At 63.0% G+C, this 25806-nt stretch carries 26 protein-coding genes and 1 tRNA gene; 14 read left to right on the top strand and 13 right to left on the bottom strand.

Annotated features, from left to right (window positions below):
* Nucleotides 1-15 precede the first annotated feature (15 nt).
* The 5 genes from BXE_RS19815 to BXE_RS19795 all read left to right on the top strand — a co-directional run bounded on the left by BXE_RS19815 (nucleotide 16) and on the right by BXE_RS19795 (nucleotide 3982).
* On the top strand, nucleotides 16-771 hold the full coding sequence (locus tag BXE_RS19815) for a cytochrome c1 (protein WP_007180225.1): 756 nt from the start codon (nucleotides 16-18) through the stop codon (nucleotides 769-771).
* Between the two features lie 95 nt (nucleotides 772-866).
* Complete coding sequence (locus tag BXE_RS19810) at nucleotides 867-1478, top strand: glutathione S-transferase N-terminal domain-containing protein (protein ID WP_006052302.1); 612 nt, start codon at nucleotides 867-869, stop codon at nucleotides 1476-1478.
* Nucleotides 1479-1548: 70 nt separating this feature from the next.
* Nucleotides 1549-2058 carry a ClpXP protease specificity-enhancing factor gene (locus BXE_RS19805; RefSeq protein ID WP_011489979.1) on the top strand — a complete coding sequence of 170 codons (510 nt, stop codon included), beginning with the start codon at nucleotides 1549-1551 and terminating at the stop codon, nucleotides 2056-2058.
* Between the two features lie 19 nt (nucleotides 2059-2077).
* Nucleotides 2078-2153: transfer RNA gene (locus BXE_RS19800), tRNA-Thr, on the top strand.
* Between the two features lie 704 nt (nucleotides 2154-2857).
* A complete protein-coding gene (locus BXE_RS19795) occupies nucleotides 2858-3982 on the top strand; it encodes a methyltransferase (RefSeq protein WP_011489978.1) in 1125 nt (374 codons plus the stop codon).
* Between the two features lie 45 nt (nucleotides 3983-4027).
* Here BXE_RS19795 and BXE_RS19790 read toward each other — a convergent pair whose 3' ends face one another.
* Nucleotides 4028-5320, bottom strand: coding sequence for a TIGR03862 family flavoprotein (locus BXE_RS19790; protein WP_011489977.1), 1293 nt, complete (start codon nucleotides 5318-5320; stop codon nucleotides 4028-4030).
* Nucleotides 5321-5705: 385 nt separating this feature from the next.
* Between BXE_RS19790 and BXE_RS19785 the strand changes: the two genes are divergently transcribed.
* The gene (locus BXE_RS19785) at nucleotides 5706-5915 is read left to right on the top strand and encodes a DUF1059 domain-containing protein (protein WP_038457288.1); all 210 of its coding nucleotides are present in this window, start codon (nucleotides 5706-5708) and stop codon (nucleotides 5913-5915) included.
* 93 nt (nucleotides 5916-6008) lie between these two features.
* On the opposite strand, the gene BXE_RS19780 is transcribed toward BXE_RS19785, so the two are convergent.
* Entirely contained in the window at nucleotides 6009-6329 is a 321-nt protein-coding gene (locus BXE_RS19780; protein ID WP_007180243.1) for a hypothetical protein, read from the bottom strand.
* A 387-nt stretch (nucleotides 6330-6716) separates the two neighbouring features.
* Here BXE_RS19780 and BXE_RS19775 point away from each other — a divergent pair, with 387 nt between their 5' ends.
* Nucleotides 6717-7559, top strand: a complete 843-nt coding sequence (locus BXE_RS19775; RefSeq protein ID WP_011489975.1) for a class I SAM-dependent methyltransferase — start codon at nucleotides 6717-6719, stop codon at nucleotides 7557-7559.
* Nucleotides 7560-7601: 42 nt separating this feature from the next.
* On the opposite strand, the gene BXE_RS19770 is transcribed toward BXE_RS19775, so the two are convergent.
* Both BXE_RS19770 and BXE_RS19765 read right to left on the bottom strand, forming a co-directional pair.
* Complete coding sequence (locus BXE_RS19770) at nucleotides 7602-8156, bottom strand: DUF1415 domain-containing protein (protein ID WP_011489974.1); 555 nt, start codon at nucleotides 8154-8156, stop codon at nucleotides 7602-7604.
* A gap of 94 nt (nucleotides 8157-8250) precedes the next feature.
* Nucleotides 8251-8901 (bottom strand): TetR/AcrR family transcriptional regulator, encoded by a 651-nt coding sequence (locus tag BXE_RS19765; RefSeq protein WP_011489973.1) that lies wholly within the window; start codon nucleotides 8899-8901, stop codon nucleotides 8251-8253.
* 155 nt (nucleotides 8902-9056) lie between these two features.
* On the opposite strand from BXE_RS19765, the gene BXE_RS19760 reads away from it, so the two are divergent.
* Together BXE_RS19760 and BXE_RS19755 are read left to right on the top strand one after the other, a co-directional pair.
* The gene (locus BXE_RS19760; protein WP_011489972.1) at nucleotides 9057-10340 is read left to right on the top strand and encodes an MFS transporter; all 1284 of its coding nucleotides are present in this window, start codon (nucleotides 9057-9059) and stop codon (nucleotides 10338-10340) included.
* Between the two features lie 203 nt (nucleotides 10341-10543).
* Entirely contained in the window at nucleotides 10544-11137 is a 594-nt protein-coding gene (locus BXE_RS19755) for a nitroreductase family protein (RefSeq protein ID WP_171913301.1), read from the top strand.
* A 53-nt stretch (nucleotides 11138-11190) separates the two neighbouring features.
* Here the strand turns inward: BXE_RS19755 and BXE_RS19750 are convergent, their stop codons facing one another.
* Nucleotides 11191-12666 (bottom strand): MFS transporter, encoded by a 1476-nt coding sequence (locus BXE_RS19750; protein ID WP_011489970.1) that lies wholly within the window; start codon nucleotides 12664-12666, stop codon nucleotides 11191-11193.
* Nucleotides 12667-12854: 188 nt separating this feature from the next.
* On the opposite strand from BXE_RS19750, the gene BXE_RS19745 reads away from it, so the two are divergent.
* Complete coding sequence (locus BXE_RS19745) at nucleotides 12855-14105, top strand: Hsp70 family protein (protein ID WP_011489969.1); 1251 nt, start codon at nucleotides 12855-12857, stop codon at nucleotides 14103-14105.
* 111 nt (nucleotides 14106-14216) lie between these two features.
* On the opposite strand, the gene BXE_RS19740 is transcribed toward BXE_RS19745, so the two are convergent.
* Nucleotides 14217-14420 (bottom strand): cold-shock protein, encoded by a 204-nt coding sequence (locus BXE_RS19740; RefSeq protein WP_007180251.1) that lies wholly within the window; start codon nucleotides 14418-14420, stop codon nucleotides 14217-14219.
* A gap of 481 nt (nucleotides 14421-14901) precedes the next feature.
* Between BXE_RS19740 and BXE_RS19735 the strand changes: the two genes are divergently transcribed.
* Complete coding sequence (locus BXE_RS19735) at nucleotides 14902-16497, top strand: APC family permease (protein WP_038457296.1); 1596 nt, start codon at nucleotides 14902-14904, stop codon at nucleotides 16495-16497.
* Between the two features lie 115 nt (nucleotides 16498-16612).
* On the opposite strand, the gene BXE_RS19730 is transcribed toward BXE_RS19735, so the two are convergent.
* The 7 genes from BXE_RS19730 to BXE_RS19700 form a co-directional block, all read right to left on the bottom strand.
* On the bottom strand, nucleotides 16613-17398 hold the full coding sequence (locus BXE_RS19730) for a DODA-type extradiol aromatic ring-opening family dioxygenase (RefSeq protein WP_011489967.1): 786 nt from the start codon (nucleotides 17396-17398) through the stop codon (nucleotides 16613-16615).
* A gap of 154 nt (nucleotides 17399-17552) precedes the next feature.
* Complete coding sequence (locus tag BXE_RS19725) at nucleotides 17553-18152, bottom strand: UbiX family flavin prenyltransferase (protein WP_011489966.1); 600 nt, start codon at nucleotides 18150-18152, stop codon at nucleotides 17553-17555.
* 44 nt (nucleotides 18153-18196) lie between these two features.
* Nucleotides 18197-18508 carry a Grx4 family monothiol glutaredoxin gene (gene grxD, locus BXE_RS19720; protein ID WP_007180255.1) on the bottom strand — a complete coding sequence of 104 codons (312 nt, stop codon included), beginning with the start codon at nucleotides 18506-18508 and terminating at the stop codon, nucleotides 18197-18199.
* 118 nt (nucleotides 18509-18626) lie between these two features.
* On the bottom strand, nucleotides 18627-19487 hold the full coding sequence (gene prmC / locus BXE_RS19715; protein ID WP_011489965.1) for a peptide chain release factor N(5)-glutamine methyltransferase: 861 nt from the start codon (nucleotides 19485-19487) through the stop codon (nucleotides 18627-18629).
* A 7-nt stretch (nucleotides 19488-19494) separates the two neighbouring features.
* Nucleotides 19495-20577 (bottom strand): peptide chain release factor 1, encoded by a 1083-nt coding sequence (prfA, locus tag BXE_RS19710; RefSeq protein ID WP_011489964.1) that lies wholly within the window; start codon nucleotides 20575-20577, stop codon nucleotides 19495-19497.
* A gap of 124 nt (nucleotides 20578-20701) precedes the next feature.
* Nucleotides 20702-21988: a glutamyl-tRNA reductase gene (gene hemA, locus BXE_RS19705; RefSeq protein WP_011489963.1), complete on the bottom strand. Its 1287-nt coding sequence runs from the start codon at nucleotides 21986-21988 to the stop codon at nucleotides 20702-20704.
* A gap of 63 nt (nucleotides 21989-22051) precedes the next feature.
* Nucleotides 22052-22762, bottom strand: a complete 711-nt coding sequence (locus BXE_RS19700) for a response regulator transcription factor (protein ID WP_011489962.1) — start codon at nucleotides 22760-22762, stop codon at nucleotides 22052-22054.
* 204 nt (nucleotides 22763-22966) lie between these two features.
* On the opposite strand from BXE_RS19700, the gene BXE_RS19695 reads away from it, so the two are divergent.
* Genes BXE_RS19695 through BXE_RS19685 form a run of 3 tightly spaced genes read left to right on the top strand, consistent with a single transcriptional unit; the run spans nucleotide 22967 to nucleotide 25710 of the window.
* On the top strand, nucleotides 22967-23221 hold the full coding sequence (locus BXE_RS19695; protein ID WP_011489961.1) for a hypothetical protein: 255 nt from the start codon (nucleotides 22967-22969) through the stop codon (nucleotides 23219-23221).
* Nucleotides 23222-23240: 19 nt separating this feature from the next.
* Nucleotides 23241-25055, top strand: coding sequence for an aminopeptidase P family protein (locus tag BXE_RS19690; protein WP_011489960.1), 1815 nt, complete (start codon nucleotides 23241-23243; stop codon nucleotides 25053-25055).
* A gap of 31 nt (nucleotides 25056-25086) precedes the next feature.
* A complete protein-coding gene (locus tag BXE_RS19685) occupies nucleotides 25087-25710 on the top strand; it encodes an HAD family hydrolase (protein WP_011489959.1) in 624 nt (207 codons plus the stop codon).
* Nucleotides 25711-25806 lie beyond the last annotated feature (96 nt).

Below are 25806 nucleotides of genomic sequence, written 5' to 3'. Positions count from 1 at the left end.
CCAGGAGAACACGAAATGAAAAAACTGCTTACGAAGTGCGCGCTGATCGGCGCGACACTGCTCGCGGTGCTGGCCGCCCCGGCTTACGCGGACGAGAATTTCCCGCTCGACCGCGCGCCGGATAACGCGGAGAATTTCGCTTCCTTGCAGCACGGCGCGCAATTGTTTGTAAACTATTGCCTGAATTGCCACAGCGCGAACCTGATGCGCTACAACCGGCTGACCGACCTCGGCATTACGCCGAACGAAATTCAGGCGAACCTGCTGTTCACCACGGATAAAATCGGCAACACCATGACCGTGGCGATGCGCCCCGAAGACGCGAAAGCGTGGTTCGGCGCAAGTCCGCCGGATTTGTCGGTGGAAGCGCGGGCGCGCGGCAAGGACTGGCTGTACACGTATTTGCGCAGCTTTTACCGCGACAATACGCGGCCGACCGGCTGGAACAATCTGGTGTATGAAAACGTGAGCATGCCTCACGTGCTGTGGCAGCTTCAGGGGCAACGTACCGCGAAGTTCGGTGACGAAACCGACGAAAAAACTGGCGAGACGGTACACAAATTTGTTGGCTTCCAACAGGTCACTCCGGGGACGATGTCGCCGGTAGATTATGATTCTGCTGTGGCCGACCTCGTGTCGTACCTGTCGTGGATGTCCGAACCGACCCAGAAAACCCGCAAACAGCTTGGCGTGTGGGTGCTGATGTTCCTCGGTATCCTGAGCTTTTTCGCCTGGCGACTGAACGCCGCGTACTGGAAACATATCAAATAATCACGCCGTCACCCGGCGTGGGGCCGGCGCCAGGAAAAACCTGCTGAACGGTTTTTCCGCGCGCTGGCCTTTCAGCTTTTTGAGGAAACGTAAACATGATGGTTCTGTATTCCGGCACAACTTGCCCGTTCTCCCAGCGCTGCCGGCTGGTGTTGTTCGAAAAGGGCATGGACTTCGAGATCCGCGACGTCGACCTGTTTAACAAGCCGGAAGACATCGCCGTGATGAATCCGTATGGTCAGGTGCCGATTCTCGTCGAACGGGACCTGATTCTGTACGAATCGAACATCATCAACGAGTATATCGACGAGCGCTTCCCGCACCCGCAACTGATGCCGGCCGACCCGGTTCAGCGCGCCCGCGCACGCCTGTTCCTGCTGAACTTCGAGAAAGAGCTGTTCGTGCACGTCGGCACGCTCGAGAACGAAAAGGGCAAGGCCGCCGAGAAGAATCACGAGAAGGCCCGTCTCGCGATCCGCGATCGTCTGACGCAACTCGCACCGATCTTCCTGAAGAACAAGTACATGCTCGGCGAAGAGTTCTCGATGCTCGACGTCGCGATCGCACCGCTGCTGTGGCGTCTGGATCATTACGGCATTGAACTGTCGAAGAATGCCGCACCACTGATGAAGTACGCTGAGCGCATTTTCAGCCGCCCGGCTTATATCGAAGCGCTGACGCCTTCGGAAAAGGTGATGCGTCGTTGAGTTTGGCTTTGGGGTAAGGGCGCCGCGCGGCTGACTGGGCGCGGGCCCGCGCCCGGCAAGAGGACTGTTGATGCAAGAGATTTCCACCAAGCCTTACCTGCTGCGCGCGCTCTATGAGTGGTGCACGGATAACGGTTATACGCCGCACATCGCGGTCCGGGTCGACAATCAGACGCGCGTGCCGCGTCAGTTTGTGCGCGACAACGAAATCGTGTTGAACATCAGCTTCGAGGCGACCAGCCAGCTGCAGATGGGCAACGAGTGGGTCGAGTTCAGCGCGCGTTTCTCCGGCAAGTCGCACAAGATCGAGGTGCCGATCGCCAATATTCTCGCGATTTACGCGCGTGAAAACGGCCAGGGTATGGCGTTCCCGGTCGAGTCAGCGGGCGGTGAAGCGCAGGACTCGGGCGCCGACGCGGAAGTGACCGAAGAGACGGACCCGCCCGCGCCGCGTGCGGTCGAAACGGCGCCGGCCACGGACGCCGCCACCGCTAAAGCGGATAGCTCGACCGGCGGCCCGCAGCCCGACGACGACGGATCGAAAGGTGGCGGAAGGGCTCGCCTCAAGATCGTAAAATGAAGTAGAATCACGGCCTCATGCCGGCTTAGCTCATCAGGTAGAGCGCTTGACTTGTAATCATGAGGTGGCGGGTTCGAGTCCTGCAGCCGGCACCAGTTGTACTAAACGGGGTTTCTGTTCATTCAGAAACCCCGTTTTTATTTTGTGCGCGCGTACGCGTTTGCGACGACGGGTGATTAAATCCACCGCGCATAAATGGAGATTGTCGGGAATAACCGGATTAATGAAAAAACCAGTTGCGGACGCCAATGAACGTCCGCAACTGAAGGCTTATTTTGAGCTAACGCTGTGGATGTGATCCGGCGCTGCGGTTGGTCTCTCAGGTTCTTCGGGATACGGCTGTAGTCCATTAATCGAGAAAAACTATACCGGGCAGACTCCTGTCTGTCTATTAAATGGTTGTAAACACCTACATAACATGGCGCCGCGTGACGTGGGTTGACGGACTCGTATAATCGTTTTCACCTATTTTTTGTCGAATAAGAAGCGGACGGCACAAACGAGCGGAATCTAGGCTGCATGGAGGCGAGGCTCGATAGGGACCGAAATCGCCATATCTCTTTCACCTTGTCGATAGTAGACTTTTTTGTCCAAAATCTCGTCCACGATTGGCCCGCCGATCGCGACCGCCCACCCGCTTCACCAGATTTTCACCGGCGAATTAGCGCACCGCGACCCCGGACGAGAGAGGTACTATTCGGGCGTCAGTCGGCACGCTATCAAGTACCCCGGCGGGCAACGCCCCCGATGACGCGGCTTCCCAGCGCGTCGCTCCCGCAACACCGATCCCACCTCCATCATGACCAGCCCTGCAACCATCACCTGGCCCGAAGCCGACGGCCCCCGCGTCGCGCGTTGGCGCTCCGAAGCGGCCGTGCCGCCGCCCAGGCGTGTCATCGTCGCGGACGACCGTACTACTGCCGATTCCGCTTACCGCCTCGCTTGCGAAGGTACGGCGCTGCTGTGGAACGGCGACTTCCAGAACGCTCGCCAGCTGCTTCAGGCGGTCACGCGCCGGCTCGAGCGCAAGCCTCGCAAGCACGGCGAGACGCCGATCGACGCGTTCAATCTGCACCGGCAGGCCCAGTCGCAACGCGCGCGCACGCTCGGCATGATTCTGATTCCACTCGACGCCGCGTACGGTATTCCGCTGCGCCGCGCGCCCGATGTCCAGCAAGCCTGCATCGAAACTTATGGACCACCCGCTGGCGAGGCGTCCGTCGTATCGCTGCGCGAACTGCTCGGCATGATCGGCGCGCACGAATGGCGCAAGAAGGGCGTCGAGATCGTGGCGCTCGGCGAGCGGATCCACCCCCACTACGGTGTGTTTTCACCGGTGCGCGGCGAGTATGTGGATCTCGTCGCGCGGACGCCGCTGCCTTCGCTGAACAAGGCGTTCGATATCGGTACGGGCACGGGCGTGTTGGCCGCGCTGCTGGCAAAACGCGGCGTGAAGAAGATCATCGCTACCGATCAGGATCCTCGTGCGCTCGCTTGCGCGCGCGAGAACCTGACCCGGCTGGGATACGACCGGCAGGTCGAGGTCGTGCAGGCCGATCTGTTTCCTGAAGGCCGGGCGCCGCTCGTAGTTTGCAATCCGCCGTGGCTGCCGGCAAGGCCGGCTTCTCCGATCGAGTATGCGATCTATGATCCGGAGAGCCGCATGCTGCTCGGTTTCCTGAATGGGCTTTCGGAGCATCTGTCGCCGGGCGGGGAAGGCTGGCTGATCATGTCGGATTTCGCTGAGCATCTCGGTTTGCGCACGCGCGACTGGCTGCTTGCCGCTATCGACAGGGCGGGGTTGGTCGTGGCGGGGCGCGAGGAAATTCGTCCGCGCCACCCCAAATCGACCGATGAAACCGACGCGCTGCACACGGCGCGCATGGCCGAAGTGACATCGCTGTGGCGTCTCAGGGCACGATAAGCGGCGGGAGGTGTTGCCACGCCGTGAAGCGGGCAACGCGGCGCGTCACGCCGATGCGTCGCGCGCCTTGAGTCTGGCGAGCGTGGCGAGGTAAGCCGCCGCGCCACGCCCCGCTGCGAGGCCGCTGGCAAAGCAGGCCGTAAGCAGGTAGCCGCCCGTCGGCGCTTCCCAGTCCAACATTTCGCCCGCGCAGAATGCGCCCGGCAGGCGTTCGATCATCAGATGCCCGTCGAGCGCTTCGAAGGGAATGCCGCCGGCGGTGCTGATCGCTTCTGCGACCGGCCGGGCGCGCGTCAGGCGCACCGGCAGCGCCTTGATGGCGTGCGCGAGGCGGTCGGCGTCGGCGAAGGCTTCTTTCGACAAAATCTCATGCAACAAAGCCAGTTTGACCCCGCCAATGCCGATCCTGCCATGCAGATGAGTCGACATCGAGCGTGAGCCGCGCGGTCGCGTGACTTCGGCGACGACTCGCTCCAAAGGCAAGCCTGGCACCAGATCCAGCGCGATCGTCGCGGCCCCGTCGGCCACGATTCGGTCGCGGATGACGGCCGACAACGCGTAAATCAGGCTGCCTTCGAGGCCCGTTTCAGTCAGAAGTATTTCACCTTGTCGATTGTGGACTTTATTGTCTACTCCTGTGAGCGCAATGGCTACCGGCTTGACCGGTTGGCCCGCAAAACGCTCGCGCAGATAAGGGCTCCAGTCCGCGTCGAAGCCGCAGTTTGCCGGCAGCAAGGGCGTTACGGGCACTTCGCGCGAAGCCATTAGCGGCACCCACGCGGCGTCCGATCCGAGACGCGGCCAGCTTGCACCGCCAAGCGCGAATACCACGGCGTCGAAGCTCAGGGCTTGCTCACCGCCCGGCGTCGCGAATCGGAGCGTATGCGTCGCGGCGTCGCCGCCTGCTGCGGCATCCCAGCCGACCCACTTGTGGCGCATGTGAAAACGCACCCCCGCTTCGCGCAATCGATGCAGCCAGGCACGCAGCATCGGCGCGGCTTTCATATCGGTTGGAAAAACGCGCCCCGAACTGCCGACGAAGGTCTCCACGCCCAGCCCGTGCAGCCATGCGCGCAGGGCTTCGGGGTCGAAGGCTTTCACCAGCGGTGCGAGTTGCGCACGGCGCGCGCCATAGCGCCCAAGGAACGGCTCGAGCGACTCTGAATGCGTGATGTTCATGCCGCCCTTGCCCGCCATCAGGAATTTGCGCCCGACCGACGGCATGGCGTCGTAGACGTCGACCTGCACGCCTTGCGAGGCGAGCGCCTCGGCGGCCATCAGGCCGGCGGGGCCGCCGCCGATCACGGCGACGCGGGCGGAATCGAATGAGGATGACATGCGGGCCTGCGGATGAGCGGAAGAGGCGGCGCGCCGGCTGGATCGGGTGAAACGGGCGGCGCGAAGGGCACTATTTTCACACCGCGGCCAGCGCAGGGCAAACGCGCGGGCACGCCGGCGGGCCGAAAATGACTGGGTTCAGGCGGTCCCGCGTCTGGCGGGCCTGCGCCCGGAGGCTTCGCTGCGGGCAGCCGCGACCTATAATTTTCAGACACCTTCCATCGGACGCCGTGCGCGTCTTCTGCGCGTCAAACCCAGATTCTCTCCTTCTCGCCGCGCGACGCTACCCTTGCTGTCTGTGGTGCCGCGTCTCGGAGGAATGCAATGTGGTTCGCGCGTCTGCTGCCTGCGTGGCTACCTGAACGTCTGGATCAAGGAGACTGCCATGTCCCGCAAATACATTGATTGCCGCGAGTTTCCGAGCGAAATGAACTGCACCGTCGCCCTATCCGCCGATAGCGAGAGCGAATTGCTCGACGCCGCGGTTCAGCATGCGGTCACCGTGCATAAACATGCGGATTCGCCGGAATTGCGCTCGCAACTCAAGACGCTCTTTCACGACGGCACGCCACCGGTCGAAGCGCCGCGCGCATGAGTTGCCATTTTCCTCCGGGAAATGAGACAGGCCGTGCGACCCGCGCGAGCGGCGCCTTGCCGCCCGTGCGCGTCCCGGCCTCCTTGAACTGTTCTAGCCAGGGTACGCCTCGTCGACCTTCAGCCCGGCGAGCTTGAAGATGACCCGCAGCGTTTGCGGTTTGATGTCGCGCCGCGAGGCGAGCGTGGTCATGACGAAGTCGAGTACTTTGGCGTACTTGAGCATGGTCAGGCAGGTTTCCATATCTACGCTGCCGTCGCGCATGACTTCGGCGAGACGCAGCATTTCCGTGGAGATGTCGCGGGCCATTTCCAGCTCGAGTTGCTGCTTTTCCGACCAGGCGGGGGTAGCGACGAGCTTCGCCAGCATTTCCTGAAACTTCTGTTCGACGTTTCCGTTGGGTACCGTATCCATTGCTGCCTCTTCTATTTTCCGAGCGCGCGTCCGGTTGATGTCTCGGCGCGCTACTGGTTACGTAACGTTCGGCCCGTGTTCCGGGTCCGTCCTCCCCACATGCATCCGGTTCGCGTGATCAAAGCCACGGCCGCAGCCAGTTGTTATGAGCGATACGGCCGCCGCCGACGGGGCGAGGCCGATGCGCACGCTGCTTTTGGCCTCCATCTGAATCTTCTGCATAAAGCCTTTACGAGCAGGAAGTGTTCCAGTTGGACGCGATTTCTTACATGATCCGCGCGGCTCTTCCGGTAAGCGAGCCGCACTTTGGGTAAACTGGCAGCAACTTTTCCCTTTTTCCGTCACCTGTCGCACGTTCGCGTTGCAAATGATGACGATTTCCCCCCGATGTCCAGCAAAACCCACGAAATCCGTCCAAACCAGTCCGTCGAGTTGCTGAAGGAGCTTCACATCCTCACGCGCGACGGCAAGATGAACCAGGACAGCCGTCGCAAGCTGAAACAGGTCTACCACCTGTTCCAATTCATCGAGCCGCTGCTCAAGGAGCTCAGGGACGAGCGGGGCGCCGTGACGCTCGTCGACCACGGCGCGGGCAAGTCCTATCTAGGTTTTATCCTGTACGACCTTTTCTTCAAGGAGTTTCAGGCGCAGACGGGTGGTGCATCGCACATATACGGCATTGAAACGCGCGAGGAACTCGTCGCGAAGTCGGAGGAACTGGCGGCCCGGCTGGGTTTTACGGGCATGTCGTTCCTGAATCTGTCGGTCGCGGACTCGATCACGTCAGATCGCCTGCCGGCCCGGATCGACGTCGTGACGGCGCTGCACGCCTGCAATACGGCAACCGACGACGCGCTGCGCTTCGCGCTGGAAAAGAAGGCGAAGTACATCGTGGTCGTGCCGTGCTGCCAGGCCGAGGTGGCGGGCGTGCTGCGGCAGAACAAGGGCAAGTCTCTCGGGAACGCATTGACGGAGATCTGGCGGCATCCGTTGCATACACGGGAGTTTGGGAGCCAGATCACCAATGTGCTGCGGTGTTTGCAGATCGAAGCGCACGGCTATCAGGTCAGCGTGACCGAGCTGGTGGGGTGGGAGCATTCCATGAAGAATGAACTTATCATCGCCCAGTACAAGGATTTGCCGAGGCGCCGGCCGGCCGAGCGCCTGAACGAGGTGATGGAAACACTCGGTATCGAGGAACTGAAAGAGCGGTTTTTTGTTTCGGCCTGACGGGCCGTTCTTTTCCGCGACAAGCCCCTCGCTCCCGGTGAATTACTGTTTCATCAAGGCGTTCCACCCGGCAAGGCCGATTCGCCGAAGCGTCTCCTGATTCCGCTCGTAAATCTCTTGCGCATCGGGAAAGGCCTGAACCGCGCGCTCGATGCTGTCCTCGCGCAGCAGGTGCAAAATCGGATAGGGCGCCCGATTCGTGTAGTTCTCGATATCGTCGGGCCCGCTGTCCTCGAACTGATAAAGAGGATGAAAGCTGGCAATCTGGACGATGCCTTCGAGCCGAAGCTGCTTGAGCATGCGGTCGGCGAAAAACAGGCAGTCGTTGTAGTCGAGAAAATCGTCAAGCGCCTGCGGCACGATCAACAGCGTCGTGTCGACGGCATCCGGGCTGGCTGCCATCAGCGTGTGAAGCTCGGTTTCCAGATCGGTCAGCACGCTTTCCATGTCCACGGCATTGCTGACCGCGTAGCGAATCTGGTCCTTCACATGCACCGCCTTCGCGAACGGGCACAGGTTGAGACCGATCACCGCTTCGGTTAGCCAGTGGCGAGTAGCGGCAACGACGGCATCGTGGGATTCGGCGGGCAACGACATGGCAGGCGGTGGCGTGAGAGATAAAACGCCATTCTAACGGCGCGGATCGGCGTCGATTCGCGTCTCGCGAAAACAGTATCGCGCCAGACGAACCTCAACCGTCCGAAGGCGCCGCTGCCGTGCCGCATGCGGCGGCGATCAACTGCGCGGCGACCTTCGGCGCGGCCAGAATGGGCCCGCATCCTGGACCGTAGGTCTGGCTGGCCGCGTACACGCCTTCTATTATCAAACCGAGCGCATTGGCGAGCGTTACCGGATCGTCGGCACCTGCCGCGGCGGCCAGTTCCGTGAGCCGCTCCATCAACCGCGCCTTGTTGCGGAACACGAACTGCCGGGCCTGATGCGCCGCGTCCGGAAACTCCACCGACACGTTCACGAAAGGACAGCCGCGATAATGATCCACCGACGCGCGCACTGCGAGGTCGTCGACATATTGCTGAAGCTGTTTCGCCGGCTCGCCCGGATGTTTGGCGAAACTCCTCTCCACGTAGCCGAAGAACTGCTCGTCCTTGCGCTCCAGATAAGCCATGACCAGGTCGTCCTTCGACGAAAACTGGCGGTACAGGCTCATCTTGTTCACACCGGCGCGTTCGACCACCGCATCGACGCCGACGGCGCGCACGCCCTCACGGTAAAACAGTTCGTCCGCGGCGCGAAGCAGATGCTGCTGCGCCTGCGGCCCCGCCGTCTGTGCGCCGCGCGTACGCCGTGCGCTGGCCTGCTTGGGGGTTTCACTGTCGGACATGGATGATCACCTGAATAAACTCGACGCCTTGACATGTTACCGATCAGTAACTAACATCGCAACACCCATTGTGACAGAGCTGTCACAAGTCCTTTACCGAATTCGTAACAATATGAGCGGCGTGGCCTGCGAGGCAGGCGTCGATTGGAGAACCGATGAACTGGGCAGCGAAACTGATTGGCGGACGCTTCCACTATGGCTGGCTGACCGTCGCGGTGGTGTTTCTGGTGTTGCTGGCAGCGGCCGGCACGCGCGCCACGCCGAGCGTGATGATGGTGCCGCTCGAGCATCAATTCGGCTGGAGCCGCGCAACGATCTCACTGGCGATTTCGGTGAATATCGCGCTGTACGGCCTGATGGGCCCGTTCGCGGCTGCGGCCATGCAGCGTTTCGGCGTGCGGCCCACGCTGCTGGCCGCGCTCGGCACGATGGCCGCAGGCGTGGCGCTCTCCTCGCTGATGACGCATCCGTGGCAAATGGTGCTGATCTGGGGCGTGATGGTCGGCGGTTCGACGGGCGTCGCGGCGCTGTCGTTGTCGGCGACCGTGGTGACGCGCTGGTTCACGACGCGGCGCGGCCTCGTCATGGGCATTCTCACGGCCAGTTCGGCGACCGGCCAACTGGTGTTCCTGCCGATGCTCGCCGCCATCGCCGAGCATGACGGCTGGCGGCAGGTGGTGTGGACCGTCGCCATTGCTGCCGCCATCGTGATTCCGCTGGTGGCGTTTCTGTTGCCCGAACGTCCGTCCGACATGAAGCTGCGTCCCTACGGCGAACCGCACGATACGCCCATCAACGGCACGGTCACCAGACAGAATCCGTTGGCCATCGCCTTCGGCACGCTCGCGATGGCGAGCAAGACCCGTGACTTCTGGCTGCTGTTTTTCAGTTTTTTTATCTGTGGCGCGAGCACCAACGGCTACGTCGGCACCCATCTGATCGCGATGTGCGGCGACTATGGCATGACGGAAGTGCAGGGCGCTTCGCTGCTCGCCGCTATGGGCATCTTCGATCTGTTCGGCACGACGCTCTCGGGCTGGTTGTCGGACCGCTTCAATAGCCGTGTGCTGCTGTTCTGGTACTACGGTCTGCGCGGTTTGTCGCTGATGTATCTGCCACACGCGTTCGGCATCGACTTTTTCGGTCTGCCGCTGTTCGCCGTGTTCTACGGTCTCGACTGGATCGCGACCGTGCCGCCCACGGTGCGCCTCGCTACCGACGTCTACGGCAAGGAGGCGGCGCCGGTGGTGTTCGGCTGGGTGGTCGCCGGCCACCAGCTCGGCGCGGCGTTCGCGGCGCTCGGCGCGGGGATGCTACGGGCGAGCCTCGGCACCTACACGGTGGCGTCGATGATTTCGGGCGGCTTGTGCCTCGTGGCGGCGGTGATCGTGTTGCGGATCAACCGGCCTGCCAAGGTGCCGGAGCCGCAGGCGGTGTGACGCGGCAGGCGGCGCGCCGCGCCCCGCCGCGCGCGGAGCACGGCGCGGTTGAAGAAATGGCCCCGCATGGGGCCGTTTCTCCATTGCCCGTCAGCGCAAAAACAAACTGTTCGCCCGATGGAGCGCGCGCGCCAAAGCCCGGTTATGCTATGTGACCCCGGGCGATTCGCCCGTCGATCATGAATTTCGACCGAGAGAAGCGCATGACCAACAAACCCGCCCCTACCGCAGTTGCCATTCACGAGCTGATTGCAGGCCGCTGGAGCCCGCGCGCGTATTCCAGCGAACCGGTGAGCCGCGAGCATTTGCAATCCGTGCTGGAAGCGGCACGCTGGGCGCCGTCTTCGTATAACGCGCAGCCGTGGCGTTTCCTCGTATTCGACCGCAGCGTCGATGAAGTCTCGTTCAAGCAGGCCTTTGCCACGCTGGTGCCGTTCAACCAGGGCTGGAACGCGCCGGCGCCGGTGCTGATCGCGGTGACCGCGCACACGCTCACCAGCAAGGGCGAGGTGAATCGCTGCGCGCCGTACGATGCGGGCGCCGCGGCAATGGCGCTGGTGTTGCAGGCGCATGCGCTCGGACTCGCCGCGCACCAGATGAGCGGTTTTGACGTGAACGCGTTCCGCACCACATTCAAGCTGCCGAGCGACGTCGACGTGATCGCGATCATCTCGCTCGGTCATTACGGCGATGTCGACAAGCTGGATCCGGTGCTGCGCGAGCGCGAGAAGTCGGTGCGTCAGCGTTTGCCGCTGGCGGAGATCGCCTACGGCGGCGGCTGGAAAAAGGCGTTCTGAACGGCTTGCAGCTTTTTGCCGAAGTGAAACGCGCGGCGACGACCGCGCGTTTTTTATTCCGCGCCCTCCGCGACGCTCGACAGCGGCGTCGCCACGTTCTCCAGCGACTTGCGCTCCGCATCCACGCCCCAGATCGCGGCGATCACCGCCGCCGCCAGCATCAGCGCCGAGCCGACCAGATAGCCCGAAAACACTTCGCTGCGCTGATGCGTGTCGATGAGCCTGCCGAAGAACGCGGGCCCGGCGATACCGCCGAGCGCCGTGCCGAACGCGTAGAACACCGCGATGGCCAGCGCACGAATCTCCAGCGGGAAGGATTCGCTGACGGTCAGATAAGCCGAACTCGCAGCTGCCGACGCGAAAAAGAAGATCACCATCCACGCGATCGTCTGCGTGACGACGGTGAGCAACTGCTGCTCGAACAGATAGCCGCTCAGCGTCAGCAGGACGGCGGACATCGCGTAAGTCGCAAAGATCATCTTGCGTCGGCCGATCACGTCGAATAGCCGGCCGAGCAGCAGCGGTCCGAGGAAATTGCCGAGCGCGAAGGGCAGCAGATACCAGCCGATGTGGTCGCCCGGCACGTGATAGAAATCGGTGAGCACCAGCGCGTAGGTGAAGAAGATCGCGTTGTAGAAAAACGCCTGCGCGGTCATCAGCGACAGGCCAACCAGCGCGCGCCGCCGGTGTACGTTGAAGAGCGTATGAAATACCTCGCGTAGCGGCGTATGTCCGCGAGCGCGCAGTCGTAGACGCGTGAGGTCATTGTCGGAGAGCGTGTGGCCTTCGTTGCGAAAACGCGTTTCGATTCCTTCGACGATCGCGCGCGCGTCGCGCTCGTCGCCGTGCGTGAGCAGCCAGCGGGGGCTTTCCGGCACCCAGATGCGCATCGGCAGAATGCCCAGCGCGAGTACCGCGCCGATGAAGAAACAGGCGCGCCAGCCCCAGTCGGCCGGCAGCAGATGGGGATCGAGCAGCACCAGCGAGCCGGCCGCGCCGAGCCCCGCACCGAGCCAGAACGTGCCGTTGATGCCCAGATCGGTCCAGCCGCGCACGCGCGCGGGCGTGAATTCCTGGATTGTCGAGTTGATCGCTGTGTACTCGCCGCCAATGCCCGCGCCGGTCAGAAAGCGAAACAGCAGAAAGCTGGCCAGATTCCACGACAGCGCGGTGGCCGCGGTTGCCGCCAGATAAAGGGCGAGCGTGATGAAAAACAGCTTGCGGCGGCCGAGCCGGTCGGTCAGCCAGCCGAACCCCAGTGCGCCCAGCACCGCTCCGGCAATGTAAGCGCTGCCGGCCAGACCAACGTCGGCGTTGGTAAAGTGCAACGATGGACTGGACTTCAGCGCACTCGCCACCGCGCCCGCCAGCGTCACTTCCAGCCCGTCGAGCAGCCAGGTCACGCCTAGCGCCACCACGATCAGCGAGTGAAACCGGCCCCACGGCAAGCGGTCGAGCCGCGAAGGCAGATCCGTATCGACGAGCGTCGTGCTTTTTTCGTGAACAGCGGCTGTGGGCGGCGCGCTCATTGCTTGAAGTCTCCTGAAATCCGAAAATTGGCGGCGTATCCTGTCGAAATGAGCAATATTCGTTCCGTCGAACCGCACTTCTCCGTTATCGCGACTGAGTTGAAAACGTCAGTTGATGCTGATCGGTCTTTCGTGTTACAAAGCCGCTCCCCTTCTGTCCGCGCCAGCCGTGAGCGGCGATTCCTGCCATGAACTATTGCGCGATTGACTTCGGTACTTCCAACTCGGCCGTGGCCGTTCCTGACGGCGGCGCGCTCAGGCTCGCGCCGGTCGAGGGCGCCTATACCACGCTGCCCACCTCGGTCTTTTTCAATACCGACGAGGACACCCGCGAATTCGGGCGGGCGGCGCTCGCCGCGTACATTGACGGCTTCGACGGCCGCCTGATGCGTTCCATGAAGAGCATTCTCGGCTCGCCGCTCGCGGAGAACTCCACGGATCTGGGCGACGGTTCCGCGATCAGGTACACCGACGTGATCGCGATTTTCATCGATCACCTCAAGCGCTCGGCCGAACAAAGCGTCGGCGGCCCGATTCATCGCGCCGTGCTGGGCCGCCCGGTGTTTTTCGTCGACGACGACCCGCGTGCCGATCAGATGGCGCAGCGGCAACTCGAAGCCGCCGCACGCTCGGTCGGTCTGCAGGAGATTCACTTTCAGTATGAGCCGATCGCGGCCGCGTTCGACTACGAGTCGCATCTGGCGGAAGAAGGGCTCGTGCTGGTGGCCGACATCGGCGGCGGTACCTCGGACTTCTCGCTGGTGCGGGTCGGGCCCGAGCGGATGAAGCGCGTCGAGCGCAAGGACGACGTGCTGGCCCACCACGGCGTGCACGTCGCCGGTACGGATTTCGACCGCCGCGTGGAACTGGCGACGATCCTGCGTGAACTCGGCTATCAGACGCTGGACCCGGAAGGCCGCGAGATCCCGAACCGGGTCTACTTCGATCTCGCGACCTGGCATCTGATCAACACCGTCTACTCCCCGAAGCGGGTCAGCGAACTCGCGCTGATGCGCCATCTGTTCACGGAGGTCAAGCATCACGACCGCCTGATGCGCGTCGTGGACCGGCGCCTCGGCCATGCGCTGGCCGCGCATGCGGAAGAGGCGAAGATCGGCGTGGCGGCGGGTGGAGAGACCGTGATCGATCTCGACGAAGTGGAAGACGACCTGCGCCTCGCGTTCGACGAAGCACAACTCATCAAGGCCGGCCACGACGAAACGCTGCGCATCGTGCAGGCGGCGCGCGATACGGTGCAGGCGGCCGGGGTCGCGACACGCGACGTCGACGCCATCTATTTCACCGGCGGCTCGACGGGTCTGGCGTTTCTATCGGGCGCATTGGCGGCGGCATTTCCCGATGCCAGGGCGGTATTCGGCGACCGTCTCGCGAGTGTGGCGACGGGACTCGGTATTCACGCGCGGCGTGTGTTTGGATAACCGGACATTATCGGTCGCATATTGCGAAGATAATCCCTGTTCTAGTTGAAGCAGATATAAAAAAACCCCGCCGAGGCGGGGTTTTTTTGCGTCCTGAAGGGAGCGTGTTGCTTACACCGGCTTGATGTTAGCAGCTTGCTTGCCCTTCGGGCCCGTCTTCACTTCAAACGTAACCTTTTGGTTTTCTTGCAGCGTCTTGAAGCCTTCCGTGCGGATTTCCGAGAAATGCGCGAACAGATCTTCGCCGCCGCCGTCCGGCGTGATGAAGCCAAAGCCCTTTGCGTCATTGAACCATTTGACGGTACCGGTTTCCATATTACTTGTTCCTAAAGATGGTAAATAAGGCCGAAGCCCAGAGGGTGCATGAAAATCAAGGAAGGGGGTAATGGGACCAACCGGAGTACCGTTGATGGGCGAACTACGAAAGACCAATTCACTCGCCGCTTGAAATCCTGCCCGAACGTTATACGGCGATTTTGAGAGAAGGTCAACAGTCTCCACACAACTTTACGTATTTTCTGGCAACGGGCGCAAAAGTTGCTTACAAACCTTGCTTTCCGTCTGTTTTTTTGCCAGGGAGAACCCTTGGTTTCGCTGCAGGGGCGGGGTGCAACCGTTAAACTACGCGCCGCGCGTCGGTTGCACCTGTTTAGAATGGACCGTCGCGCAAGCACGTGCGTCACCCGTCTCCAGCGCCACGAGCGATGTCACGCGGTGCCGACATGGTTTTGCTGCAAACTTGCATGGGGCCGGGCTGGGTGCTGAAACACCGGCTCCGGCCGACACAGGAGAAGACGTGAAAAGTTCTATACAACGGAACATCGGGCCATTCGCGCTGATGCTCACCGGCTTGGGCTCGATCATCGGATCGGGCTGGCTGTTCGGCGCCTGGAAGGCTGCAAAAATTGCCGGGCCCGCTGCCATTTGTGCGTGGGTGATCGGCGCGGTCGTGATTCTCGCGATCGCATTGACCTACGCAGAACTCGGCGCGATGTTCCCGGAATCCGGCGGCATGGTGCGTTACGCGCGCTATTCGCACGGTGCGCTGGTTGGATTCATCAGCGCATGGGCTAACTGGATTGCGATTGTTTCAGTTATTCCCATCGAGGCTGAAGCATCCATTCAATATATGAGTACATGGCCCTATCCCTGGGCGCATGCGTTATTCGTGGACGGATCATTAACCACCCACGGGTTATTACTGTCCGCGGCACTCGTGATCATTTACTTCCTGCTGAACTATTGGGGCGTGAAACTGTTCGCGCGCGCCAATTCGGCAATCACGATCTTCAAGTTTCTGATTCCGGGCGCGACCATCCTCGGCCTGATGCTGACGGGCTTCCACAAGGAAAATTTCGGCGAAGTGAGTACCTTCGCGCCGTACGGCTGGTCGGCGGTGCTGACCGCCGTGGCGACGAGCGGCATTGTGTTCGCGTTCAACGGTTTCCAGAGCCCGATCAACCTTGCCGGTGAAGCGCGCAATCCGGCCAGAAGCGTGCCGTTCGCGGTGATCGGCTCGATCCTGCTGGCGCTGGTGATCTATGTTCTGTTGCAGATCGCGTATATCGGCGCGGTGAACCCGAGCGACGTGATGAAGGGCTGGAGCCACTTCAACTTTGCTTCGCCGTTTGCGGAACTGGCGATCGCGCTAAACCTGAACTGGCTGGCGATCCTGCTCTATGTCGACGCGTTCGTCAGCCCGAGCGGCACGGGTACGACCTACATGGCGACCACCAGCCGCATGATCTACGCGATGGAGCGCAACAACACCATGCCGAAGATGTTCGGCAACGTGCACCCGTTCTACGGCGTGCCGCGCCCGGCAATGTGGTTCAACCTGCTGGTGTCGTTCATTTTCCTGTTCTTCTTCCGCGGCTGGAGTTCGCTCGCGGCGGTGATTTCCGTCGCCACCGTGATCTCATACCTGACCGGCCCGATCAGCCTGATGTCGCTGCGCCGTGCGGCAACGGACCTCGAGCGTCCCTTGCATATTCCGGGCATGAAGATCATTGCCCCGTTCGCGTTCGTCTGCGCGTCGCTGATCCTGTACTGGGCGAAGTGGCCGCTGACCGGCGAGATCATTCTGCTGATGGTCGTCGCGTTGCCGGTGTACTTCTACTTTCAGGCGAAGTCGGGTTTTGCCGGCTGGGGCCGTGATCTGAAGGCGGCATGGTGGCTGGTCGCCTATCTGCCGGTGATGGCGATTCTGTCGCTGATCGGCAGCAAGCAGTTCGGCGGTCACGACCTCATCCCTTACGGCTGGGACATGCTGGTGGTCATCGCGTTTTCGCTGGTGTTCTACTACTGGGGCGTGAATAGCGGCTATCGGTCGGAATATCTGGACGAGCGCCAGGAGCACGATGAAGTGCTCGAAGGCATTGGTGCGCACTAGGCTGCCGCACTGAGTCTGCTGGCTGGATCGTAGTCGGATCCGCTGCAAAAACCCCCGCCTGAAGCAATTCAGGCGGGGGTTTTTATTTGCAGCCGTGCTTAAGACAACGGATGGATCACGCGGCGCCAAACACGTAGTTCGTCATGGCCAGCGAGCGCTGGTAGGTTCCGAGCGACTGGATGGCCAGCGAGTAATCGTCGTCCGCCGCGCCCAGGGCGGCGAATACAGGCAGCAGATGCTCGTCGGTAGGGTGCATCAGTGCCGCGTGCGGCGCCTGGCGGCGGTAGTCGAGCAGGGCGTCGATATCGTGCACGGCGAGCTTTTCCTCGAACCAGCCGGTGAATTCGGCGACGCGCGGATCGGCATCCTCTGGGCGCGCAGAGAAGTCGGCGGCGCGCAGGTTGTGCGTGATCTGGCCGGAGCCGATCACCATCACGCCGTCGTCCCTCTGCGACCGCAGCGCACGGCCGACGCGAAAGTGATGCGCAGCGTCCATATGCGGCTGGATCGACAATTGGGCGACCGGTACGTCGGCATGGGGGAACATGAGCAGCATCGGTACCCATGCGCCGTGGTCGAGTCCGTGCGGCTGGACGTCCGTAAGGATGCCGTTGTCGTTGAGCAGAACGGCCGCGCGGCGCGCTACATCGGGCGCGCCGGGAGCCGGATACTGAATCTCGTATAACCGACGCGGAAAGCCGTAAAAATCGTGGATGGTCTCCGGCGCGGTCGACGTGCTCGCCACCGGTTGCGCCGTGCCCCAATGGGCCGACAGCATCAGCACCGATTCCGGACGCGGCAGTTGCGCGCCGAGTACGCCAAATTCGGCGGACGGCAACGACGGGTCGATCGGCAGCGTCGGCGCGCCGTGCGACAGGAAAAGCGAAGGCAAGCGGTTCATGGCAGCAACACCGCAGCTAAAGGGCGGCGTGGAGATTGGGTTGCTACCAATATAGCGATGAACCGTTGTTTGATAAACGGGTGAAAACGGAATTGATTGTGTCGCAGGTGTTATTAATCTGTGCCGATGCACAGACTCAGCGCTGCCCGGCGCGCTATTCCTGAGCGCCGCGCAGCCCGGCCCACGCCGGGGCCAAAGCCGGTCCGAGCGCGAACAGATCCAGCACGCGCGCCACGGTGTGATCCACCATTTCGTCGATGGAAGCGGGTTGGTTGTAGAAGGCCGGCAAGGGCGGAAAGATCACGCCGCCCATTTCGGTGACGGCCGTCATGTTGCGCAGATGCGCCAGATTGAACGGCGTTTCGCGCACGAGCAGCACGAGCCGGCGGCGCTCTTTGAGCGTGACGTCGGCGGCGCGCGTGATCAGGTTGTCCGAGAAACCGTGTGCGACGCTGGCAAGCGTCTTCATGGAGCAGGGAGCGACAACCATGCCGTCGGTGGCAAAAGAGCCCGACGCGACGCTCGCGCCCACGTCGCGCACCGAGTGGACGACGTCCGCGAGCGGATGGACGTCTTCTTTGCTCAACCGGAGTTCGTGCTGGATATTGAGCCAGCCCGCGCTGGAAATCAGCAGGTGGCTTTCCACGCCGCCCAGCCGGCGCAGCGTTTCGAGCAGCCGGATGCCGTAGATGGCACCCGTCGCGCCGGTGATCGCAACGATCAGCCGGCGTGGCGCCGCAGTGTGTGTTTGCATGGCTCGCGGCGCCTCAGGAATGCAAGCGTGTGGACCGTGGCCGCTCAGGCGGCGGCAAACAACTGCTGCAGCTCACCCGATTCGTACATTTCCATCATGATGTCCGAGCCGCCGATGAATTCGCCTTTCACATAGAGCTGCGGAATGGTCGGCCAGTTCGAGAACTGCTTGATACCCTGGCGGACCTCGTCGTCTTCGAGGACGTTGACGGTCTTGATCTCACCGACGCCGCACGCCTTCAGGATCTGGATGGCGCGGCCCGAAAAACCGCACATCGGGAACTGGGCGGTGCCTTTCATGAAGAGGACGACGGCGTTGTCGTCGACGATTTGCTTGATGCGTTGTTGCGTATCCATGACTGACCTTGCGGTTCCGTTATGTGTAGGGAATAGGCTGAAATGATAGCGGATTTCGATACGGCAGGCCGAGCGCTGCTTTGTCCTCTCGGCCTTTGTGGATATTAGGCGATGCGGGTCACCCGGCCAACCGTCCGCCGCTGATCCGTTCGATGCCGGCGAGATCGCGCTCCGAGCGGACCTGGGTGAAACCTCGCGCCGTCAGCAGTTTGCGCACGGCTTCCGCCTGATCGTAGCCGTGCTCGATCCACAATACGCCCCCGGCGGCAAGCCGTGTGGGCGCGCCGGCAATGATGGCGCGAATGGCGCTGAGCCCGTCGGCTTCGTCGGTGAGCGCGCCGCGCGGTTCGAAGCGCAGATCGCCTTGCGCCAGATGCGGATCGCCGCTCGCGATATACGGCGGATTGCTGACGATAACGTCAAAGCGCAGCGCGGCGTCGAGCGAGTCGTACCAGTCGCTTTGGGTCAACGCCACGGCGCCGCCGGGCCGTTTCGCGTCGAGCAGACGGGCGGCGTTGCGCGTGGCCACCGCCAGCGCTTCGGCGGAGTGGTCGAGCGCCCAGACCTGCGCGTCGGGCCGCATGGATGCGATCGCGACGGCAATCGCGCCGGTTCCGGTGCCGAGATCGAGCACGCGAGGCCGCGAGAGATTTTCCAGCGCCGCCAGCGCGGTTTCGACCAGCAATTCCGTTTCGGGGCGCGGTATCAGCACGTGCGGCGTGACTTCGAAATCCAGTCCGAAAAATTCCCGGGCGCCGACCAGTTGCGCGACCGGCTCGCCGGCCGCGCGGCGCGCTTCTAAAGCCCGGTAACGCTCGACCAGCTCGGCGCCGAGCGGTTCGTCGCTGCGCGTAATCAGCTGCGTGGGCCGCCAGCCGAGCACGTGCGTGAGCAGGATCCGCGCTTCGGGCGGTGGCAGTGGCGAGGCGCGTAACAGCGCGGCCGGTGTCGTCGGCGCGGTAGACGTGGCCGAAGTCATGCGCGCGTTAGTCCGCGTCGCCCAGCGACGCCAGCAACTCAGCCTGATGCTCGCTGACGAGTGCCGCGATCAGCTCGTCGAGATCGCCGTCCATGATTGCGTCGAGACGGTAGAGCGTCAGGTTGATGCGGTGATCGGTCAGACGCCCTTGCGGGAAGTTGTACGTGCGAATCCGCTCCGAGCGGTCGCCCGAGCCGATCAGGCTCTTGCGCGTGGCGGCTTCCTTCGCCTGCTGCTCGTGCGATTGCTTGTCCTTGATGCGAGCGGCCAGCACCTTCAGCGCGCGATCCTTGTTCTTGTGCTGCGAACGGTCGTCCTGACATTCGACGACGATGCCGGTCGGCAAGTGCGTGACGCGCACCGCGGAATCGGTCTTGTTGATGTGCTGGCCGCCCGCGCCGGACGCGCGAAACGTGTCGATCCGCAGATCGGCCGGATTGATCTCGACTTCGCCGATTTCGTCCGCTTCCGGCATGACCGCGACCGTGCACGCCGACGTGTGAATGCGGCCCTGGGTTTCGGTCGCCGGCACGCGTTGCACGCGATGCCCGCCGGACTCGAACTTGAGCTTCGAATAGGCGGCTTCGCCGGCGATCCGCACGATCACTTCCTTGTAGCCGCCCAGGTCGGATTCGCTCGCCGACATCATCTCCACTTGCCAGCGGTTGCGCTCGGCATAGCGCAGGTACATGCGCAGCAGGTCGCCCGCGAACAGCGCGGATTCATCGCCGCCCGTGCCGGCACGGATTTCCAGGAAGATGTTGCGATCGTCGTTCGGATCTTTCGGCAGCAGCATTTTCTGCAACTCGGCGCCGAGCTTGTCCATGCGCTCACGCGCCGCCCGAATCTCTTCTTCCGCGAAGTCGCGCATGGACGCGTCCGCCAGCAGTTCCTGCGCGGTGGCGGCGTCGTTCATGGCCTGGCGCCACAGCGCGTAATGCTCGACCACCGGCCCGAGCTCGGCGTGTTCCCGCGTGAGCTTGCGGTATTGGTCGAGATTCGAGGTGATGTCCTCGCGGCTCAACAGATCGTTCAGTTCGGCCAGCCGGGTAGTGAGCTGGTCGAGCTTGCGTTGCATGCTCGTTTTCATCGGGCGGGTATCGGAGCGGGCTCCGGCAAGGACGACAACTAGGGAGTGGGCGGATGCCCTTGGGTCAGAAGCACGTCGCGGGCCACTTGCGGACGGCCCGGACAGCGCGGCGCTGGCTGCGCCGCTAACGCTCCGTGGAACCGGAGTGTTTGTAGAAGCCGCTCATGAGTTCGATGAGCGTGTCACGGTTTTCGCTGCTCGCGCGATTGAGCGCGTGCGTGGGGCCGTGGATCAGTTTGTTGGTGAGCGCCTGCGACAGCGCCTCGAGCACGGCGGCCGGATCGTCGCCGCGCGCAAGCATTTTCTGCGCGCGTTCCACCTCGGCGCGACGCAGCACGTCGGCCTGCGTGTGCATATGGCGGATCACCGGCACGATGCTGCGTGCGTCGAGCCATTGCATGAAGTTCTGCACGCGCGTTTCGATGATCGCTTCGGCCTGCGCGACCGCGGCTTGCCGCGAAGCATTGCCTTCGCGGACGATCGCGCCGAGGTCGTCGACGGTGTACAGGAACACGTCTTCGAGCTGGCCGACTTCGGGTTCGATATCGCGCGGAACGGCCAGATCGACCATGAAAATCGGCCGGTGACGGCGCGCTTTCACCGCCCGCTCGACCGCGCCCAGGCCGATGATCGGCAAGGTGGACGCAGTGCACGACACGATGATGTCGAACTCATGCATGCGCGAGGGCAGTTCCGACAGCGGAATGGCGCGGCCGTTGAAGCGTTCGGCGAGACGCGTGCCGCGCTCGGCCGTGCGGTTCGCGACCACCAGTTCCTTCGGCTGCTGCGCCGCGAAATGCGTGGCGCACAGCTCGATCATCTCGCCCGCGCCGATGAACAGCACGCGCTGGTTCGCGACCTTGTCGAAAATCCGCTGGGCGAGGCGCACGGCGGCGGCGGCCATGGAAACCGACTGCGCGCCAATTTCGGTCGTGCTGCGCACTTCCTTCGCGACGGCGAAGGTGCGCTGGAACAACTGGTTCAGATAGGTGCCGAGTGCGCCAGCTTCGGATGCGGTACGCACCGCGTCCTTCATTTGCCCGACGATTTGCGTCTCGCCCAGCACCATCGAATCCAGCCCCGATGCAACGCGAAACGCGTGGCGCACGGCTTCCGACTGCGGCAGCGCGTAGACGTGCGGCGCGAGTTCGCCGATGGGCAGGTTGTGGTAGCGGGACAGCCACTGGATCGCGGCTTCGCGCGCGGCCTGGTCGTCGGTCGCGCAGTAGAGCTCGGTGCGATTGCAGGTGGACAGAATCGCCGCTTCGGGCGCCGTGCGGGCCGACGGACCGAGCCAGATGCTCTTGAAGGTGTCCAATGCGGGCTTGATCTGTTCGAGCGGAAACGCCACGCGTTCGCGCAAGGCGACAGGCGCAGTGTGGTGATTGATTCCGATCGTTAGAAGCTGCATTTGGGGGAGCTATGGTTTAGCTCAATATTATAGCGTTTCCACGATTTTCACATTGCACAGACGTCATTCGACGGCCGCAACGGCTTCCGGCGGGATCGCATCGAGTTGATAGCCGTAGCCGTAAAGCGGTGTTAGGCAGTAACCGTGTTCGGGGTGAAGCTGCAATTTGCTACGCACGCGCGATGCATGCGTGTCGACCGTGCGCGACCTTACGTCGCGGCGGCGCGTCCAGACGTTTTCGAGAATATGCGCCCGCGACACCGGCCGCGACAGATTGCTGAAGAGCAGCAGCGCGAGGCGAAATTCTTTCGGCGTGAGGGTGACCGTCCGGTTGCGGAAGGTGACGGCGAACTGCGCCGCGTCGAATGCATATTCGCCGATGATGTCGCGCCGCCGGTTGGGCGGCCGCCGCAAGCCGGCGCGGCGCAGCAGCGCGTCCACCCGGGCCAGCATCTCGGGGCCGCGGACCGGTTTGCTCAGGCAGTCGTCGGCACCGGCGTGCAGCGCGGCGACAATCTGGCTTTCGCGCGGCGCCGACATCAGCACGATCACCGGCAGGCCCGGCAGGATGGCGCGGGCGCGTGGGATGACGTCTTCCGCGGAGTGGTCGCCGGCCCAGCTTTCGGTGATGAGAAGGTCGAAGAATTCGTCGTTGGCGCGAGCCAGAAACGGGACGCTCGCGGTGAAGTGCTGACACAGGTGACCGCCGGCGAAAACCAGCCGGCCCACCAGTTCTGCATGCCGCAAGTCCGGCTCGATAAGGGCGATTCGCATGGCGCGCTTTCAGCGTGGCAATGACCGGGGACCAGGCTTTTTCGTAAGGCTTACAACTTGCCTAACATCACCCCGACCCCTAAACTCAACCGCTATGCGGAAAGCGCCGTGCTGAACTTCTATAGTTAATGAGACAAAAATGCTAGCTGTTTTGGCCCCTTGCGCCCATGAGACGAATCCGAAACTGCGCGAGGCCGGCCGTTAATGGGGTGGCCCGGCCTTCTGGTCTTGGGGGCGGCGATCGGCCTGGCGGGCTGGTGGCTGCATCCGCTGCGACGCGCGAGCCGCGCCCGTTGGTGGCTGGCGCTGTTGGCCGGGGTGCTGGGCGCGGCTGTCGCGCACATGGCCGGCAACGTGACCGGTCTCTTCCATGACGGTGATACGCTCGAATGGCCGGTATGCACCGCCGTTGCGTTGATCGCCGTTGCCGTGACGGTCGGCTTGCTTTCCCGTCGATGAATATTTGCAGGTGACTCCGATGAATGCCCGACTTCCCGAAACCTCCTCCATTCCCGAACGGCTCGCCACTTTGCGCAACGCAATGGCGCGCGAAGGCGTCGCTGCCTATCTGGTGCCGTCCGCGGACCCACATCTGTCCGAGTATCTGCCAGGGCGCTGGCAAGGCCGGCAGTGGTTGTCGGGCTTCACCGGCTCGGCCGGCACGCTGATCGTCACCGCGGATTTCGCGGGGGTCTGGACGGACAGCCGCTATTGGGAACAGGCCTACGCGCAACTGGCGGGAACCGGCGTTCAGTTGATGAAGATGACCGGCGGCCAGCAAACCGCGCCGCATTTCGAATGGCTCGCGCAGAACGTGCCGGCAGGCGGCACGGTCGGCGTGGACGGTGCCGTGCTCGGCGTGGCGGCGGCGCGGGCCTTGAGCCAGGCGCTGAGCGCGCGCGGTGTGCAACTGCGCACCGACGTCGATCTGTTCGACGCGATCTGGCCGCAGCGTCCGTCGCTGCCGGCGGCCGCCGTGTTCGAGCATGCCGCGCCGCACGCGAGCGTCGCCCGTTCGGACAAGCTCGCGCAGATTCGCCGCGCAATGGCGGACAAGGGCGCGCAATGGCATTTCATCTCCACGCTCGACGATCTTGCCTGGCTGCTGAATCTGCGCGGCGCCGACGTCAGCTACAACCCGGTATTCGTGGCGCACGCGCTGATCGGAGTCGATCACGCATCGCTCTTCGTCGCTGACGGCAAGGTGCCGCAGGCACTGGCCGAGGCGCTGGCGAAAGACAACATCAGCATCGAGCCGTATGCCAAAGCTGCGGACGCGCTGGCCGCGCTGCCCGCCGGCAGCACGCTGCTGATCGACCCGCGCCGCATTACGTTCGGCTCGCTGCAATCCGTGCCGGCCACGGTCAAGGTGATCGAGGCCGTCAATCCGTCCACCTTCTTCAAGTCGCGCAAGACCGCGGCGGAAGCCGGGCATGTGCGCGAGACGATGGAACAGGACGGCGCGGCGCTGGCGGAATTTTTCGCCTGGTTCGAAGGCGCGTTGGGCCGCGAAACGATCACCGAACTCACTATCGACGAACGTTCGACGGCGGCTCGCGCGCGCCGGCCGGGTTTCGTGTCGCTGAGCTTTGCGACGATCGCCGGCTTCAACGCGAACGGCGCAATGCCGCATTACCGCGCCACTGAAGAATCGCACTCGGTGATCGAGGGCAACGGCCTGTTGCTGATCGACTCCGGCGCGCAGTATCTGAGCGGCACGACCGACATCACCCGCGTGGTACCCGTCGGCACCATCAGCGAAGAACAGCGGCGCGATTTCACGATCGTGCTCAAGGGCACGATGGCGCTTTCGCGCGCGCACTTTCCGCGCGGTATCCGTTCGCCCATGCTCGACGCAATCGCCCGCGCGCCGATCTGGGAAGCCGGCGCTGATTACGGCCACGGCACCGGTCACGGCGTGGGTTATTTCCTGAACGTGCACGAAGGCCCGCAGGTGATTTCGCACTATGCGCCGGCCGAACCGTGGACCGCGATGGAAGAGGGCATGATCACCTCGGTCGAGCCGGGCATTTACCGTCCGGGCAAATGGGGCGTGCGGATTGAGAACCTCGTGCTGAACGTGCCAGCCGGCCAGACCGAGTTCGGCGACTTCCTCAAGTTCGAGACGTTGACGCTGTGCCCGATCGACACGCGTTGCCTCGATCTGTCGCTGCTGCGCGAAGACGAACGCGCGTGGCTGAACGCGTATCACGAGACCGTGCGCACGCGCCTCGCGCCGCACGTCTCGGGCGAGGCCAAAGCATGGCTGGAGTTGCGCACGCAACCCATCTGATCGCAATCGGGAATCGGCTTACGGAGCGTGCATGGCCATCAAGGCAGTGGTATTCGATTTCGGCGGCGTGCTGATCGACTGGAGCCCTGAGTATCTGTATCGGGAGCTGATTCCTGACGAGACCGAGCGCCGCTGGTTTCTGACGCACGTCTGTTCGATGGACTGGGTGATCCGTCAGGACGGCGGCCAGCCGATCGTCGAAGCCACCGAGGAACTCGTCACGAAGTTTCCCGATCACGAAACGCTGATCCGCGCGTTCTACGAGCGCTGGCACGAGATGGTGGCCGGCGTGCTCGAAGAGGGCGTGGCAATCATGGAGAAGCTCGAAGCGGCCGGCGTGCCGCTCTTCGGGTTGACCAACTGGTCGGCGGAGACCTTTCCGTATGCGTGGGAGCATTACCCGGTGCTGCGGCGGTTTCGCGACATCGTTGTGTCGGGGCGGGTGGGGCTGGTGAAGCCCGATCCGGCCATCTTCGCAGCCATGCGTGAGCGGATCGAAGCGCAATTGCCTGGCATCGAGCCCGCCGAACTCGTCTTTATCGACGACAACCTGAAGAACGCCGAGGCCGCGACCGCGCTCGGCTGGCACGGCGTGCATCACACCAGCGCCGCGCAAACCGAAGCGAAACTGCGCGAGTTGGGATTGCCGGTTTGACGCCGCGGCGGTTCTAACGGCAAGGCGGCGCGTCAGCCGTTCCAGCGGCGCCGCGTCGCTTCGGTTTATTTAGGCGCGTTTCGTCCCCAACCGACC

The sequence above is a fragment of the Paraburkholderia xenovorans LB400 genome, assembly GCF_000013645.1.
Lineage (GTDB): Bacteria > Pseudomonadota > Gammaproteobacteria > Burkholderiales > Burkholderiaceae > Paraburkholderia > Paraburkholderia xenovorans.
The sequence above is the reverse complement of the archived record's forward strand: the minus strand, read 5'-3'. Positions and strand labels throughout refer to the sequence as shown.

Bases quoted from the DNA above. Each gene is read 5' to 3' on its own strand.
- BXE_RS19815 (WP_007180225.1), top strand. From the start codon at position 16: ATGAAAAAACTGCTTACGAAGTGCGCGCTGATCGGCGCGACACTGCTC.
- BXE_RS19810 (WP_006052302.1), top strand. From the start codon at position 867: ATGATGGTTCTGTATTCCGGCACAACTTGCCCGTTCTCCCAGCGCTGC.
- BXE_RS19805 (WP_011489979.1), top strand. From the start codon at position 1,549: ATGCAAGAGATTTCCACCAAGCCTTACCTGCTGCGCGCGCTCTATGAG.
- BXE_RS19795 (WP_011489978.1), top strand. From the start codon at position 2,858: ATGACCAGCCCTGCAACCATCACCTGGCCCGAAGCCGACGGCCCCCGC.
- BXE_RS19790 (WP_011489977.1), bottom strand. From the start codon at position 5,320: ATGTCATCCTCATTCGATTCCGCCCGCGTCGCCGTGATCGGCGGCGGC.
- BXE_RS19785 (WP_038457288.1), top strand. From the start codon at position 5,706: ATGTCCCGCAAATACATTGATTGCCGCGAGTTTCCGAGCGAAATGAAC.
- BXE_RS19780 (WP_007180243.1), bottom strand. From the start codon at position 6,329: ATGGATACGGTACCCAACGGAAACGTCGAACAGAAGTTTCAGGAAATG.
- BXE_RS19775 (WP_011489975.1), top strand. From the start codon at position 6,717: ATGTCCAGCAAAACCCACGAAATCCGTCCAAACCAGTCCGTCGAGTTG.
- BXE_RS19770 (WP_011489974.1), bottom strand. From the start codon at position 8,156: ATGTCGTTGCCCGCCGAATCCCACGATGCCGTCGTTGCCGCTACTCGC.
- BXE_RS19765 (WP_011489973.1), bottom strand. From the start codon at position 8,901: ATGTCCGACAGTGAAACCCCCAAGCAGGCCAGCGCACGGCGTACGCGC.
- BXE_RS19760 (WP_011489972.1), top strand. From the start codon at position 9,057: ATGAACTGGGCAGCGAAACTGATTGGCGGACGCTTCCACTATGGCTGG.
- BXE_RS19755 (WP_171913301.1), top strand. From the start codon at position 10,544: ATGACCAACAAACCCGCCCCTACCGCAGTTGCCATTCACGAGCTGATT.
- BXE_RS19750 (WP_011489970.1), bottom strand. From the start codon at position 12,666: ATGAGCGCGCCGCCCACAGCCGCTGTTCACGAAAAAAGCACGACGCTC.
- BXE_RS19745 (WP_011489969.1), top strand. From the start codon at position 12,855: ATGAACTATTGCGCGATTGACTTCGGTACTTCCAACTCGGCCGTGGCC.
- BXE_RS19740 (WP_007180251.1), bottom strand. From the start codon at position 14,420: ATGGAAACCGGTACCGTCAAATGGTTCAATGACGCAAAGGGCTTTGGC.
- BXE_RS19730 (WP_011489967.1), bottom strand. From the start codon at position 17,398: ATGAACCGCTTGCCTTCGCTTTTCCTGTCGCACGGCGCGCCGACGCTG.
- BXE_RS19725 (WP_011489966.1), bottom strand. From the start codon at position 18,152: ATGCAAACACACACTGCGGCGCCACGCCGGCTGATCGTTGCGATCACC.
- grxD (WP_007180255.1), bottom strand. From the start codon at position 18,508: ATGGATACGCAACAACGCATCAAGCAAATCGTCGACGACAACGCCGTC.
- prmC (WP_011489965.1), bottom strand. From the start codon at position 19,487: ATGACTTCGGCCACGTCTACCGCGCCGACGACACCGGCCGCGCTGTTA.
- prfA (WP_011489964.1), bottom strand. From the start codon at position 20,577: ATGAAAACGAGCATGCAACGCAAGCTCGACCAGCTCACTACCCGGCTG.
- hemA (WP_011489963.1), bottom strand. From the start codon at position 21,988: ATGCAGCTTCTAACGATCGGAATCAATCACCACACTGCGCCTGTCGCC.
- BXE_RS19700 (WP_011489962.1), bottom strand. From the start codon at position 22,762: ATGCGAATCGCCCTTATCGAGCCGGACTTGCGGCATGCAGAACTGGTG.
- BXE_RS19695 (WP_011489961.1), top strand. From the start codon at position 22,967: ATGGGGTGGCCCGGCCTTCTGGTCTTGGGGGCGGCGATCGGCCTGGCG.
- BXE_RS19690 (WP_011489960.1), top strand. From the start codon at position 23,241: ATGAATGCCCGACTTCCCGAAACCTCCTCCATTCCCGAACGGCTCGCC.
- BXE_RS19685 (WP_011489959.1), top strand. From the start codon at position 25,087: ATGGCCATCAAGGCAGTGGTATTCGATTTCGGCGGCGTGCTGATCGAC.